The sequence below is a fragment of the Streptomyces sp. NPDC008137 genome (assembly GCF_042957035.1).
In the GTDB taxonomy this organism is placed as follows: Bacteria; Actinomycetota; Actinomycetes; order Streptomycetales; family Streptomycetaceae; genus Streptomyces.
The window spans coordinates 18,258-31,200 of record NZ_JBIBHN010000051.1 but is presented as its reverse complement, the minus strand read 5'-3'; the positions used below and the strand labels follow the sequence as shown (position 1 = coordinate 31,200).

Here is a 12,943-nt window from a genome sequence, read left to right as displayed (position 1 = left end):
TCCGTCCTCGGAACGTCGCGATGGGGTCGGACGCCGACTGACTGTCCGTTGACGCGACAACCGCTGCGGGCGGACACCCCCCGACACGTCCCCTTACGTAGTCCCCCAGCTGCGGGTATGCGCACCGCCCCAACTGCGGGCAGGCGCACCGCCCTGGCTGCGGGCATGCGTGCCTCCCTCAGTGCCTCAAGGGCCTGGGAGGTGCCCCCATGGGCGGCACGGGTGGGTGGTGGGGGAGGCACCCGCTACGCCGGGCTGCGCACCCAGCCGCCCCCCCAGCACCAACGCCGAGCACCTCATGGCGCCGAGCTGCGCAACACCCCGGCCCAGCCGAAAACGCCCCGCACCTACGGACGTACCGCCCGCGGCCCCGCCACCTCCGCCCCCAGCTCCCCGACCCGCCGCCGCAACTCCCGGTCCGCCGTGACGACCAGTACGGACCGCTCGCCCGCGTCCGCGACCACCTCCACGATGTGATCGTCACCGCTGCCCGGCGCCGACTCCACCCGCACCCCCGGCACCGACTCCACCCCCCGAGCCGCCCCCTCCACCACGAGCAGGACCTCCACCGGCCCGGAAACCCCCGGCACCCCGTCCGACGCCAACCGGTCCCGCAGCCGCTCCGCGGCACCCCGCCGGTCCCGCCACCAGCCGTCCGGTACCGACCCGACGACGTTCGCGGCGTCGACGACGACGAGGAGGGGGAGGGGCGCGTTGTCGTTCATGCGGCCAGGGTCGCACGGTGGTTGCCGGCCAGGCAGGGGGCGGGCCGCGCACGGAGCCGTCCCCGCATAAAGTGAACTGGTGAACGGCGACTGGCTCCTCCGCGGCCGTGACGGCCGCCTCACCGTCTATCTCCCCTCCGGCGACGCCGTCCTGTGCCGTGCGGAACGCGGGCCCGGAGGCTCATGGGATGCCGCCCGTACCGTCGGCGGCGGCCAGAAGCTGCACCCGGGCCCGGCGATCGGCCAGGGCGCCGACAGCTACGCCCATCTGGCCGCCTGGCGGCCGACCGTGCCCGGCGAGTCGGGACTCGTGCACTCGACGCACTTCCGGCCCCGGCTCGCGCCCCTGGACTGGGTCCCGATCGGGCACCCGGACAAGAAGGGCGACCGGACGGGCCCGCCGGCCGTGGCCGTGGACTCGGCGGGGCGTGGCTATGTCTTCGTCCGCAACAAGGGCGGTGGGCTGAGCCTGCGCAACCAGAAGGAGAAGGGCGGCTGGGGGCCCTGGCAGGACCTCGGAGGGCATGGTGTGGAGGGCGATCTCGCCGCCGTGACGGGGGAGTCGGGGCTGGTGGAGGTGTACGCCTCCGTGCCCGGCGGGATGCTGCACTGGCGGCAGGAGGAGCCGGGCAAGACGCCCGTGCGCACGGAGGGCGTCGATGTGCCCGTCCGTCCGGGCACGCTGCGCGCGCTCGCCACGTCCGCCGAGCACACCACCCTCTTCTTCACGGACACCTCGGGCGATGTGTGCGCCTGGCGGCCGGGAGAGAAGCCGGTGACGCTCATCGCCTCCGCCGGACCCGGGCCGGTGTCCGCCGTGCGCTGTGACATCGAGGGGCACGACTGCACCGTGCTCGCCCAGCGCTCGGCGAGCGGCCGGGTCGCCTTCGCCGCCTATCCGACCGAGCAGGAGTCGGCCGGTGCCTGGTGGACCGAGTCCGGCCCCCAGTTGCCGTCCGACGCCGTGGTGGCGGTGGCGGTCGACGAGCACGACCAGGTCGTTGCCGCGAGTGTGGCCCCGTCCACCGGGACACTCCTGCTCGCCCGTCGCAAGGACGAACCTGGGCTGGCGCTCACCGCGTGGCAGGAGATCTGAGATTCTCTGAGTCGCACAAGCAGTCGATTGCCTTCGCACGTTGCAGACAAGGGAGTTCAGATGGCAGTGGGACGAAGACTGTTCCTCGGCGCCTTCACCGCGGGCGCCGTGACCGTCGCCACCGGATCGGAGGAGGCAGCGGCTGATGACGGGTACACCCAGTACGCAGCCCCCGCCGCGTTCTACGGCGCGTCGCCGACCGAGTACGCCGTGAAGATCAACTACGCGGCCACGTCCGGCGACAAGGCGGCGTTGAACGTGACGTCGGTCAACCCGGAGTCGTCCGCGATGTACCTCAGCGGTGCCGAGCGGGCCCAGCGCGGCACGCTGAAGATCACGCACAACGGGTACGCCGACGGCTCGGACCACGGAGCCTCGGGGATCTCCATCAACCTCCGGAAGGAAGGCACGGCCGCCCAGGGCATCTTCGTCACCGCGACCGACGCCCCGACCAAGGGCGCGCTGATCGTGCTGCGCAACAACCCCGGACTGGAGGACTTCGTCGTCAAGGGCAGCGGACGCACCGGCATAGGCATCGGCGTAGGAGCCACTCCCGGCGGCCAGCTCCACGTGGTCCAGCGGTCCGAGGCGCCCGCCCTGCTCGTCGAGGGCACGACGCGGCTCGACGGCACGGTACGCCTCGACGACGTCGCCGCCGAACCGGCCAAAGAGCAGGGCGGCGGCTCTCTCTTCGCCCGTGGCGGTGCCCTGTACTGGAAGGGCGGCAACGGCAAGGTCACCCTCCTGGCCCAGGCCTAGGGGGCCGCGATGGAACTGACACCCGAGCAGCTCGTAGCGGAGTTCCAGGACGCCGTGATGGAGCTGTACTTCGCCCGTAAGCGCATCGCCGTCCTGGAGGCGGAGAACGCCACGCTGAGGACCCGGCTCGAAGCCGCCGAACCCGAACGGCGCGGCACATGACAGGAGGGCCTCCGCGCGCCGCGGAGGCCCTCCTCACTCACCCCACGGGGGCGTTACGCCGGGACGCTCGCCACGCCCTGCGCGAGGAACCGCTTGCCGTTGACCCGCTCGGAGACGCCCTCGCGGTCCAGGTACGGCGTGATGCCGCCCAGGTGGAACGGCCAGCCGGCGCCCGTGATGAGGCACAGGTCGATGTCCTGGGCCTCGGCGACGACGCCCTCGTCGAGCATGATGCCGATCTCCTGCGCCACCGCGTCCAGCACGCGCGTGCGGACCTGCTCCTCCGTCAGGACGCTGTCGCCCTGCTTCAGCAGTGCGGCGACCTCGGGGTCCAGCTCCGGCTTACCGGAGTCGTAGACGTAGAAGCCGCGCTTGCCCGCCTTGACGACGGCCGCGAGGTTCGGGGAGACCGTGAAGCGGTCCGGGAAGGCCCGGTTGAGGGTCTCCGAGACGTGCAGACCGATCGCGGGACCGACCAGCTCCAGGAGGACGAGAGGAGACATCGGCAGGCCGAGAGGCTCCACCGCCTTCTCCGCGACCTCGACCGGCGTGCCCTCGTCGATGACGTTCTGGATCTCGCCCATGAAGCGCGTCAGGATGCGGTTCACGACGAACGCCGGGGCGTCCTTGGTGAGGACCGCGGTCTTCTTCAGCTTCTTGGCGACGGCGAACGCCGTGGCCAGGGAGGCGTCGTCGGTCTTCTCGCCGCGCACGATCTCCAGGAGCGGGAGGACCGCTACCGGGTTGAAGAAGTGGAAGCCCACGACCCGCTCGGGGTTCTTGAGCTTCGACGCCATCTCCGAGACGGAGAGGGAGGAGGTGTTCGTCGCGAAGATGGCGTGCGCCGGGGCGACCGCCTCGACCTCCGCGAACACCTGCTGCTTGACGCCGATCTCCTCGAAGACCGCTTCGATGATGAAGTCCGCGTCCGCGAAGCCCTCGGCCTTGTCCAGCACACCGGACACCAGCGCCTTGAGACGGTTGGCCTTGTCCTGGTTGATACGGCCCTTGCCGAGCAGCTTGTCGATCTCGGCGTGGACGTAGCCCACACCCTTGTCGACGCGCTCCTGGTCGATGTCGGTCAGGACGACCGGCACCTCCAGGCGGCGCAGGAAGAGGAGGGCGAGCTGGCTGGCCATCAGGCCCGCGCCGACCACGCCGACCTTGGTGACCGGGCGGGCCAGGTTCTTGTCCGGGGCGCCGGCCGGGCGCTTGCCGCGCTTCTGCACCAGGTTGAAGGCGTAGATGCCGGAGCGCAGTTCACCGCCCATGATCAGGTCGGCGAGCGCCTTGTCCTCGGCGTCGTAGCCCTGCTGGAGGTCGCCGTTCTTGGCGGCGGCGATGATGTCCAGGGCGCGGTAGGCGGCCGGGGCGGCGCCGTGCACCTTGGAGTCCGCGATGAAACGGCCCTTGGCGACGGCCTGGTCCCAGGCCTCGCCGCGGTCGATCGCCGGGCGCTCGATCTGGATCTCGCCCTTGAGGACCGTCGCGGTCCAGATCAGCGACTGCTCCAGGAAGTCCGCGCCCTCGAAGATCGCGTCGGCGATCCCGAGCTCGTAGACCTGCTTGCCCTTGAGCTGCTTGTTCTGGTTGAGGCTGTTCTCGATGATCACCGAGACGGCCTTCTCCGGGCCGATCAGGTTCGGCAGCAGGGCGCAGCCGCCCCAGCCCGGGACCAGACCGAGGAAGACCTCGGGCAGCGAGAACGCCGGCAGGGCCGCGGAGACGGTGCGGTAGGTGCAGTGCAGACCGACCTCGACACCGCCGCCCATCGCGGCGCCGTTGTAGTACGCGAAGGTCGGCACGGCCAGCTTGGACAGCCGCTTGAAGACCTCGTGGCCGCCCTTGCCGATGGCGAGGGCGTGCTCGTACTCCTTGAGGATCTCCACGCCCTTGAGGTCGGCGCCGACCGCGAAGATGAACGGCTTGCCGGTGAGGCCGACGCCGACGATCTCGCCGTCCGCCGCCTCCTTCTCGACCTGGTCGATCGCGGCGTTCAGGTTCGCCAGCGAGGCCGGGCCGAAGGTGGTCGGCTTGGTGTGATCGTGGCCGTTGTCCAGGGTGATCAGGGCGAAGCGCCCGGCACCGAGGGGGAGGTCGAAGTGGCGTACGTGCGCACTCGTGACGACCTCGTCCGGGAACAGCTCGGAAGCCTGCTTGAGAAGCTCGGCGGTGGTGCTCACTTGTCCCCCTCGAAGTGCGGGTTCTCCCAGATGACCGTCGCGCCCATGCCGAAGCCGACGCACATGGTGGTCAGGCCGTAGCGGACGTGCGGCTGCTCCTCGAACTGGCGGGCCAGCTGCGTCATCAGACGGACGCCGGAGGAGGCCAGCGGGTGGCCGAAGGCGATGGCGCCGCCGTACTGGTTGACGCGCGCGTCGTCGTCGGCGATGCCGTAGTGGTCCAGGAAGGCCAGGACCTGGACGGCGAAGGCCTCGTTGATCTCGAACAGGCCGATGTCGGAGATCGACAGACCCGCCTGGGCCAGCGCCTTCTCCGTGGCCGGGATCGGGCCGTAGCCCATGACCTCCGGCTCGACGCCCACGAAGGAGTAAGAGACCAGACGCATCTTGACGGGAAGGTCGTTCTCCCGCGCGAACTCCTCGGAGGCGATGACCGAGGCGGTGGCGCCGTCGTTCAGACCGGCCGCGTTACCGGCGGTGACCCGGCCGTGCACTCGGAACGGGGTCTTGAGGCCGGAGAGGTTCTCCAGGGTCGTGCCCGGGCGCATCGGCTCGTCGGCGGTGACCAGGCCCCAGCCCGTCTCACCGGCCTCGGCGTTCGTCCGGCGGACCGAGATCGGCACCAGGTCGGCCTGGATCTTGCCGTCGGCGTACGCCTTGGCGGCCTTCTCCTGGGAGCGCACGGCGTACTCGTCGGCGCGCTGCTTGGTGATCTGCGGGTAGCGGTCGTGCAGGTTCTCCGCGGTCATGCCCATGAACAGGGCCGACTCGTCGACCAGCTTCTCGCTCACGAATCGCGGGTTCGGGTCGACGCCCTCGCCCATGGGGTGGCGGCCCATGTGCTCGACACCGCCGGCGATGGCGACGTCGTACGCACCGAAGGCCACCGAACCGGCCACCGCGGTGACGGCGGTCAGGGCGCCCGCGCACATGCGGTCGATGGAGTAGCCCGGGACGGACTGCGGGAGACCGGCCAGGATTCCGGCCGTGCGGCCGATGGTCAGGCCCTGGTCACCGATCTGCGTGGTCGCGGCGATGGCGACCTCGTCGATCTTCTTCGGGTCGAGACCGGGGTTGCGGCGCAGCAGCTCCCGGATCGCCTTCACGACGAGGTCGTCGGCACGGGTCTCGTGGTAGATGCCCTTCGGTCCCGCCTTGCCGAACGGGGTGCGGACGCCGTCGACGAAGACGACGTCCCTGACGGTACGAGGCACGATGGCTCTCCTCCAGGGTCCGGAACTGCCTTGCTGCTGCGAGCTGCGCTGAGCGCGCGCTCAGGTCCATGCTACTTACGGGTAACGTACCTGCACAGTCCTGACAGGCGGAGCGGTGAAGGTCACACCCCATGAGGGCAGCGCCCTGCTTTTCAGGGGCGCGGGGAACTGCGCGAGCAACCCGACACGGCCTGCACCCCCGTACGGCGCTCACCGAGGCGGCGCTGTGGATCCCCGAGGCGTCAGCACCGGTGTCGGCACAGGATGGGACCCACCCTCACCCCCGGTGATCACCGAGAACAGTGTCCTCGCCACGTCCGCTCCAAAACCGTGCACGTCATGGCTCATGGCCGAAAGCGTCGGATGCGTCAGCCGGCACAGCTGCGAGTCGTCCCACGCCAGCAGCGAGACGTCGTCCGGCACCCGCAGCCCCATCTCCGCCGCCACCGACAGCCCCGCCACCGCCATGATGTCGTTGTCGTACACGATCGCCGTCGGCCGGTCCGGGGGCGCGGCCGTCAGCAGGGACCGCGTCGCCCGCGCCCCCGCGTCCCCCGAGAAGTCCGTCGCGACCTGCCACGCCCCGGCCAGGGCCAGCGCCCCCGCCGCCTCGTCGAACGCCGCCGTCCGGATGGCCGTGTGCCCGAGGGCCGCCGCACCGCCGACCCGGGCGATCCGCCGGTGCCCGAGCGCCGCCAGATAGCGCACCGCCTCCGTCACGGCCGTGGCGTCGTCCGTCCACACCGAGGTGAGGCCCCCGGTCAGCGAGGGATGCCCGACCGCGACCACCGGCAGCCCGAGCCGCTCCACCAGGCCCACCCGGGGATCGTCGGCGCGGAAGTCGACGAGGATCGACCCGCCGATCTGCCGCCCACGCCACCACGCCTCCTGGACTCCGCGCTCCTCGTCCAGATTCTTCACGAGCCTCAGCAGCAGCGAGCAGGAGTGCTCGGCCAGCACGCTCTCGACACCCGAGACGAAGTCCATGTACCAGGGCTCCAGGCCCAGCATCCGAGCCGGCCTGCAGACCGCCAGCCCCACCACGTCCACGCGTGAACCGGCCAGCGTCCGTGCCGTGAGGTTCGGTGCCCAGCCCAGCTCCCGCGCCGCCCGGAAGATCCGGTCCCGGGTCGCCTCCGACAGGCCCGGCTTGTGGTTGAAGGCGAGCGACACGGCACCCTTGGACACGCCGGCGCGCGCGGCGACGTCCTTGATGGTGACGCGGGGGGCGGGCGTCGCCGTCATCGGGTGGGCTCCACGCAGTACAGGGCCGAACGAGCACTCCGGGCGTCCGGAGTCTTCCAGCCACGCACCCCGATGGTCACCGCTTCGCCCGGCAGCAGCGTGACCAGCCCCCGGTCGGCACGGGCCTCCGGGTCCAGCCGGTCGGCCTGGAGCAGCAGGTCCCGGACCAGGGTGCGGGCGGTCACCGTGATGCCGCCGGGTGCGAGCATGACCTCGAACTGCGGTACGGGGTAGGGGACTTCGCGGTCCGGTACCGGGAAGTGGAGTGCCCGCAGGCCGTCCGCGTCCGCGACCAGGAACTCCTTCGGCCCGTCGGGCGTCAGCTCGGGCGGGACACCGACCCGGGTCACGGCCCGCCTCCCGGCCGCCAGTTCCGCATCCGCCCGCCCCAGCACCTCGCCCTCGACGGACATCCGGCGCAGGGTCAGGGTCCCGGTCCAGTCCCGCGCGCCCTGGTTCACGGCCGCCAGCACCAGCCCGCCGTCCCCCTCCTGGAGCGTCAGCAACCGGTCCGCGTACAGCCGCCTCAGCTCGTGGTACAGCGGCTTCTCGCGCCCGTCCCCGTCCACCGCCGACCACGACGTCACCGGCCAGCAGTCGTTGAGCTGCCAGACGACCGTGCCCGCGCACACCGGCCAGTGCGAGCGCCAGTGCTCGATCCCGGCGGCGACGGCACGCGCCTGGTTGACCTGCGTCAGATAGTGCCAGCGGTCGAAGTCCCCGTCCGGCACGGCGAAATGCCGGGCCAGCCCCCGTTCCAGCTTGCCGTTGCCGTCGTCGGCCTTCTGGTGCTGCAGCATGCCGGGGGAGTCCGGCGCGAGAGCTTCCCCGGGCAGCGCCCGGCGCAGGGTGGCGTACGCGGGCGGCGCCTGCCAGCCGAACTCGGCGACGAACCGCGGCACGCTCAGCCGGTAGTCGGCGTAGTCCTCCCGGTTCCACACCTCCCACGAGTGGTGCGTGCCGTGCGCCGGGTCGTTGGGGTGATGCCGCCAGGACCCGGACCAAGGACTGCCCGCCGTGTACGGCCGGGTCGGATCCAGCTCGGCCACCACACGCGGCAGTACGCCCAGGTAGTAGCCCTCGCCCCAGGAGTCCCCGGCCAGCCTCGGCTCCCACGCCCAGTCCCGGAAGCCCCACAGGTTCTCGTTGTTGCCGTTCCACAGCACCAGCGACGGATGCGGCATCAGCCGTACGACGTTCTCCCGCGCCTCGGCCTCCACCTCGCCGCGCAGCGGCTGCTCCTCCGGGTAGGCCGCGCACGCGAACGGGAAGTCCTGCCAGACCAGCAGCCCGAGTTCGTCGCAGGCGTCGTAGAAGTCCTCGCTCTCGTAGAGCCCGCCGCCCCAGATCCGTACGAGGTCCACGCCCGCCCCGGCGGCCTGCTCCAGCCGCTGCCGGTAGCGGGCGCGGGTGACGCGGGAGGGGAAGACGTCGTCGGGGATCCAGTTGACGCCGCGTGCGAAGAGCCGCTCGCCGTTGACGACGAGGGTGAACCCGGTGCCGTGCGCGTCGGGCCGCCGATCGAGTTCGACGGTCCGGAAGCCGATCCGCCGCCGCCACACGTCCAGGGCGCCGCCCTCACCCAGCAGCAGCAACTCGACTTCGTGCAGCGGCTGTTCGCCGTAGCCGCGCGGCCACCACAGCTCCGCGTCGGGCACCCGCAGCCGGACCACACCGTGTGCCCCGTCCAGCTCCGCGCGCGCCCGCACCCCGCCCACAGTCGCCTCCACGGCGAGCGGCACCTCCACCCGGGTCCGCTCGACGTCGACGGCCAGTTCGACGACCCCCACGCCCTCCTCGACGGTGACCAGCGGACGCACCCGGGCGATCCGGGCCGTCGACCAGTGCTCCAGGCGCACCGGCCGCCAGATCCCGGCCGTGACCAGGGTCGGCCCCCAGTCCCAGCCGAAGGAGCAGGCCATCTTGCGGACGTACTGGTAGGGCTCGGCGTAGGCGGCGGGCCGCTCGCCCACTCGTCCGCGCACGGCCTCGGCCTCGGCGTAGGCGGAGACGAACCGCACGGACAGCAGCCCGGACAGCCCCGTCACATCGAAGCGGTACGAGCGGTGCATGTTCCGCACGGTGCCCAGCGGCCGCCCGTCCAGGGAGATCTCTGCGACGGTGTCGAGCCCGTCGAAGACCAGGTCGGTCTGCTCCCGCGCGGACGAGACGGACGGGCCCGTGAGCTCCCGCTCGTACGTCCAGTCCCGGCGCCCCACCCACGCCACCTCGGACTCGGCCCGGCCCAGGAAGGGATCCGGGATCACCCCGGCCGCCATCAGGTCGGTGTGCACACAGCCAGGCACGGAGGCCGGCAGTGACTCCGACCCGTGCCGCAGGATCCATCCGTCGCCGAGCGGTGTGGCCTCCAGCATGCGCACTCCCTTGACCGGTCCAGTGAGGAGTCGTGTTCAGGCTTAGCGGCGTTGGCGGGAATGGGACTTTACCGGTTGAGGAAAGCGCTGTCAGAGTGCCGAACCAGCCATACCGCACGTGCTCTTCCGTCCCGAGTTCCTCTCCGCGAACGGAGCTGATGCACATGAACCGCCGTACCGTCCTCGCCCTCGCCGTGGGCGCCGCCCTGCTCGCCTCGGGCTGCACCGGTACCGGAGGCACCTCCAAGGGCGCGGACGCCGAGGCGCCCGACGATCCCGCCAAGGTGACCGGGACCATCACCGTCCTCACCCACCGGACCGACCTCGTGCAGGACGGCACGATGAAGAAGTACGCCGCCGCGTTCAACAAGACCTATCCCAAGGTGAAGGTGGAGTTCGAGGGCCTCACCGACTACGAGGGCGAGGTCAAGATCCGGATGAACACGGAGAACTACGGCGACGTCCTGATGATCCCGGCCGTGATCGAGAAGAAGGACTACCCGAAGTTCTTCGCCTCGCTGGGCACCCGGGCCGAGCGGAGCCAGAAGTACCGCTTCACCGACTACTCCACCGTCCAGGGCAAGGTCTACGGGCAGAGCCCGATCGGCGTCGTCCCCGGCTTCATCTACAACAAGAAGGTGTGGAGCGCGGCCGGCGTCACCGACTGGCCCACGACACCGGCCGAGTTCCTCGACGGCCTCAAGGCGATCAAGGCCAAGTCCGAGGCGGTCCCGTACTACACCAACTTCAAGGACATGTGGCCGCTGACCCAGTGGACGAACGTCAACGGCTCGGTCGGCTGCGACACCGGGGCCACCACACGTCTCGCCGAGGGCGACCCGTGGGCCGACGGCGCCGACCTGCGCGTAGGCGACACGCTGCTCCACGACATCGTGAAGTCGGACCTGATCGAGAAGGACCCGACGACCACCAACTGGGAGGCGTCCAAGCCCAAGCTGGCCAAGGGCGAGATCGCCACCATGTGGCTCGGCTCCTGGGCGGTCGTGCAGATGCGGGACGCGGCGAAGCAGGCCGGCACCGACCCCGCCGACATAGGCTTCATGCCCTTCCCCGCCCAGAAAGACGGCACCTTCTGCGCGGTGACGTCCCCCGACTACCAGCAGGCCGTCAACGTCAACTCCGACCACAAGGCCGCCGCCCGCGCCTGGATCGACTGGTTCACCGACAAGTCCGGCTACGCGGACGCCAACCTCGCCCTCTCGCCTCTCAAGGACGCCCCGCTGCCCGACGTCCTGAAGCCCTACGAGGAGGCGGGCGTGAAGCTCCTCGACATCGACGACACCAAGGGCGCCGAGGTCAAGTCCATCGACAACCAGTCCGAGGTGGGCATCTACAAGCCCGACTACCGCCAGGACCTGGTCGATCTCGCCCGCGGTGCGCGCAAGGGCGGCCTGGACGACTTCCTGGCCGGACTCGGCGACAAGTGGACCGAGGCGCAGCGGAACCTGGGGTCCTGATGGCCCGGTCCACCCGGCGGTGGCGAGGTGTGACCCCCTGGCTGTTCCTCCTCGCCCCGCTCGCCCTGCTCATCACGTTCACCTACGCGCCGATCGTCAACATGGTCGCGTACAGCTTCACGGACTGGGACGGCGTCAGTCCCGAGCTGCACTACACGGGTGCCGAGAACTACGCCGAACTCTTCACCCGTTCCGAGCTGTTCGAGGTGTTCTTCGTCAGCGGGTACTACCTCGCCGCGTCGGTGGTCCAGATCGCCGCCGCCCTCTGGTTCGCGACCGTCCTGAGCTGCAACGTCCGCTTCCGCAACTTCTTCAAGGGCGTGCTCTTCTTCCCGTACCTGATCAACGGCGTCGCGATCGGCTTCGTCTTCCTGTACTTCTTCCAGGACGGCGGCACCCTGGACGCGATCCTGGGCCTCGTCGGCTACGACGGCGACCGGGCCTGGCTCGGTACCCCCGCCTCGGCCAACGTCTCGCTCGCCGGCGTCTCGGTATGGCGCTACATGGGCCTGAACTTCGTCCTGTTCCTCGGGGCGATCCAGTCCATCCCGGGGGAGTTGTACGAGGCGGCCGAGATCGACGGGGCGAACCGCTGGCAGCAGTTCCGCCACATCATCGCGCCCGGCATCCGGCCCGTGCTGAGCCTCTCGGTGATCCTTTCCGTCTCCGGGTCGCTGTCCGTCTTCGAGATTCCGTACATCATGACCGGCGGCGCGACCGGCACCGAGACCTTCGTGATCCAGACCGTGAAGCTGGCCTTCCAGTTCAACAAGACGGGCCTCGCCTCGGCGGCGGCCGTCGTACTGCTGCTGATCATCCTGGCGGTGACCTGGGTGCAGCGGCGCCTCGTCCCGGACGACAAGGTGGACCTCGTATGACGCGCCGTACGGTGGCCCGGGCCCTCGTGTATCTGTCCCTGGTCCTCGCGACACTGGTCGTGTTCCTGCCGCTGGCCGTGGTCTTCCTGACCTCGCTGAAGACCTCCGGGGAGATGGCGGACGACAGCGGCGCCCTCACGCTGCCCGACGACCCGCTCAACTTCTCCAACTACGTGACGGCGTTCCAGGACGGCCGGATGCTCTCGGCGTTCGCCAACACGGCGGTCATCCTGGTCGTCGCCGTCGGGGGCACGATCCTGATCGGCTCGATGACGGCCTACGCCATCGACCGCTTCCGGTTCCGCTTCCGCAAGCTGGTCCTGGCCCTGTTCCTGGTCGCCGCCCTGGTCCCCGGGGTGACCACCCAGGTGGCCACCTTCCAGATCGTCAACAGCGTCGGCATGTTCGACAGCCTCTGGGCGCCGATCGCGCTCTACATGGGCACGGACATCGTCTCGATCTACATCTTCCTGCAGTTCGTACGATCGATCCCGGTCTCGCTCGACGAGTCGGCCCGCCTCGACGGGGCCAACGCCTTCACGGTCTACCGGAAGATCATCTTCCCGCTGCTGAAACCGGCGATCGCGACGGTCGTGATCGTGAAGGGGATCAACGTCTACAACGACTTCTACATCCCCTTCCTCTACATGCCCTCCGAAGATCTTGGCGTGATCTCGACGTCCCTGTTCCGCTTCAAGGGCCCCTTCGGCGCCCACTGGGAGACCATCTCGGCAGGCGCGATCCTGGTCATCGCCCCGACTCTGATCGTCTTCCTGTTCCTGCAGCGGTTCATCTACAACGGCTTCACCAGGGGAGCGACCAAGTGAC

Annotated in this window: 11 protein-coding genes; 6 read left to right on the top strand and 5 right to left on the bottom strand. The window is 70.2% G+C overall.

Translation table 11 applies throughout. The annotated features are described in order from the left end of the window. Positions 1–347: 347 nt before the first annotated feature. Positions 348–725 carry an NTP pyrophosphohydrolase gene (locus ACFZBT_RS39615; RefSeq protein WP_391115032.1) on the bottom strand — a complete coding sequence of 126 codons (378 nt, stop codon included), beginning with the start codon at positions 723–725 and terminating at the stop codon, positions 348–350. A gap of 79 nt (positions 726–804) precedes the next feature. On the opposite strand from ACFZBT_RS39615, the gene ACFZBT_RS39610 reads away from it, so the two are divergent. The 3 genes from ACFZBT_RS39610 to ACFZBT_RS39600 are packed head-to-tail and all read left to right on the top strand — an operon-like array spanning position 805 to position 2,742. After that, on the top strand, positions 805–1,821 hold the full coding sequence (locus ACFZBT_RS39610) for a hypothetical protein (RefSeq protein ID WP_391115030.1): 1,017 nt from the start codon (positions 805–807) through the stop codon (positions 1,819–1,821). 60 nt (positions 1,822–1,881) lie between these two features. Next, complete coding sequence (locus ACFZBT_RS39605; RefSeq protein WP_391115027.1) at positions 1,882–2,580, top strand: hyaluronoglucosaminidase; 699 nt, start codon at positions 1,882–1,884, stop codon at positions 2,578–2,580. Between the two features lie 9 nt (positions 2,581–2,589). Continuing rightward, positions 2,590–2,742 carry a hypothetical protein gene (locus ACFZBT_RS39600; RefSeq protein ID WP_391115024.1) on the top strand — a complete coding sequence of 51 codons (153 nt, stop codon included), beginning with the start codon at positions 2,590–2,592 and terminating at the stop codon, positions 2,740–2,742. Between the two features lie 53 nt (positions 2,743–2,795). Here ACFZBT_RS39600 and ACFZBT_RS39595 read toward each other — a convergent pair whose 3' ends face one another. From ACFZBT_RS39595 to ACFZBT_RS39580, 4 genes are all read right to left on the bottom strand, one after another. Next, positions 2,796–4,925 carry a 3-hydroxyacyl-CoA dehydrogenase NAD-binding domain-containing protein gene (locus tag ACFZBT_RS39595; RefSeq protein WP_391115022.1) on the bottom strand — a complete coding sequence of 710 codons (2,130 nt, stop codon included), beginning with the start codon at positions 4,923–4,925 and terminating at the stop codon, positions 2,796–2,798. Beyond that, entirely contained in the window at positions 4,922–6,139 is a 1,218-nt protein-coding gene (locus ACFZBT_RS39590; RefSeq protein ID WP_391115019.1) for an acetyl-CoA C-acyltransferase, read from the bottom strand. The genes ACFZBT_RS39595 and ACFZBT_RS39590 overlap by 4 nt, the downstream gene beginning before the upstream one ends. 210 nt (positions 6,140–6,349) lie before the next feature. Further along, on the bottom strand, positions 6,350–7,384 hold the full coding sequence (locus ACFZBT_RS39585) for a substrate-binding domain-containing protein (protein ID WP_391115015.1): 1,035 nt from the start codon (positions 7,382–7,384) through the stop codon (positions 6,350–6,352). Next, positions 7,381–9,759, bottom strand: a complete 2,379-nt coding sequence (locus ACFZBT_RS39580) for a glycoside hydrolase family 2 protein (RefSeq protein WP_391115012.1) — start codon at positions 9,757–9,759, stop codon at positions 7,381–7,383. Before ACFZBT_RS39580 ends, ACFZBT_RS39585 begins: the two co-directional genes overlap by 4 nt. A 164-nt stretch (positions 9,760–9,923) precedes the next feature. Between ACFZBT_RS39580 and ACFZBT_RS39575 the strand changes: the two genes are divergently transcribed. From ACFZBT_RS39575 to ACFZBT_RS39565, 3 genes are read left to right on the top strand one after another with little or no spacing between them, the layout of a single operon-like run. Next, positions 9,924–11,237 carry an extracellular solute-binding protein gene (locus ACFZBT_RS39575; protein WP_391115009.1) on the top strand — a complete coding sequence of 438 codons (1,314 nt, stop codon included), beginning with the start codon at positions 9,924–9,926 and terminating at the stop codon, positions 11,235–11,237. Continuing rightward, positions 11,237–12,115 (top strand): ABC transporter permease subunit, encoded by an 879-nt coding sequence (locus tag ACFZBT_RS39570; protein WP_391115007.1) that lies wholly within the window; start codon positions 11,237–11,239, stop codon positions 12,113–12,115. Before ACFZBT_RS39575 ends, ACFZBT_RS39570 begins: the two co-directional genes overlap by 1 nt. Further along, complete coding sequence (locus ACFZBT_RS39565; protein WP_391115005.1) at positions 12,112–12,942, top strand: ABC transporter permease subunit; 831 nt, start codon at positions 12,112–12,114, stop codon at positions 12,940–12,942. Before ACFZBT_RS39570 ends, ACFZBT_RS39565 begins: the two co-directional genes overlap by 4 nt. Position 12,943: the final 1 nt, after the last annotated feature.

Excerpts from the sequence above, each read along its gene's own strand:
- ACFZBT_RS39615 (WP_391115032.1), bottom strand. The coding sequence starts at position 725 with ATGAACGACAACGCGCCCCTCCCCCTCCTCGTCGTCGTCGACGCCGCG.
- ACFZBT_RS39605 (WP_391115027.1), top strand. The coding sequence starts at position 1,882 with ATGGCAGTGGGACGAAGACTGTTCCTCGGCGCCTTCACCGCGGGCGCC.
- ACFZBT_RS39600 (WP_391115024.1), top strand. The coding sequence starts at position 2,590 with ATGGAACTGACACCCGAGCAGCTCGTAGCGGAGTTCCAGGACGCCGTG.
- ACFZBT_RS39585 (WP_391115015.1), bottom strand. The coding sequence starts at position 7,384 with ATGACGGCGACGCCCGCCCCCCGCGTCACCATCAAGGACGTCGCCGCG.
- ACFZBT_RS39580 (WP_391115012.1), bottom strand. The coding sequence starts at position 9,759 with ATGCTGGAGGCCACACCGCTCGGCGACGGATGGATCCTGCGGCACGGG.
- ACFZBT_RS39575 (WP_391115009.1), top strand. The coding sequence starts at position 9,924 with ATGAACCGCCGTACCGTCCTCGCCCTCGCCGTGGGCGCCGCCCTGCTC.
- ACFZBT_RS39570 (WP_391115007.1), top strand. The coding sequence starts at position 11,237 with ATGGCCCGGTCCACCCGGCGGTGGCGAGGTGTGACCCCCTGGCTGTTC.
- ACFZBT_RS39565 (WP_391115005.1), top strand. The coding sequence starts at position 12,112 with ATGACGCGCCGTACGGTGGCCCGGGCCCTCGTGTATCTGTCCCTGGTC.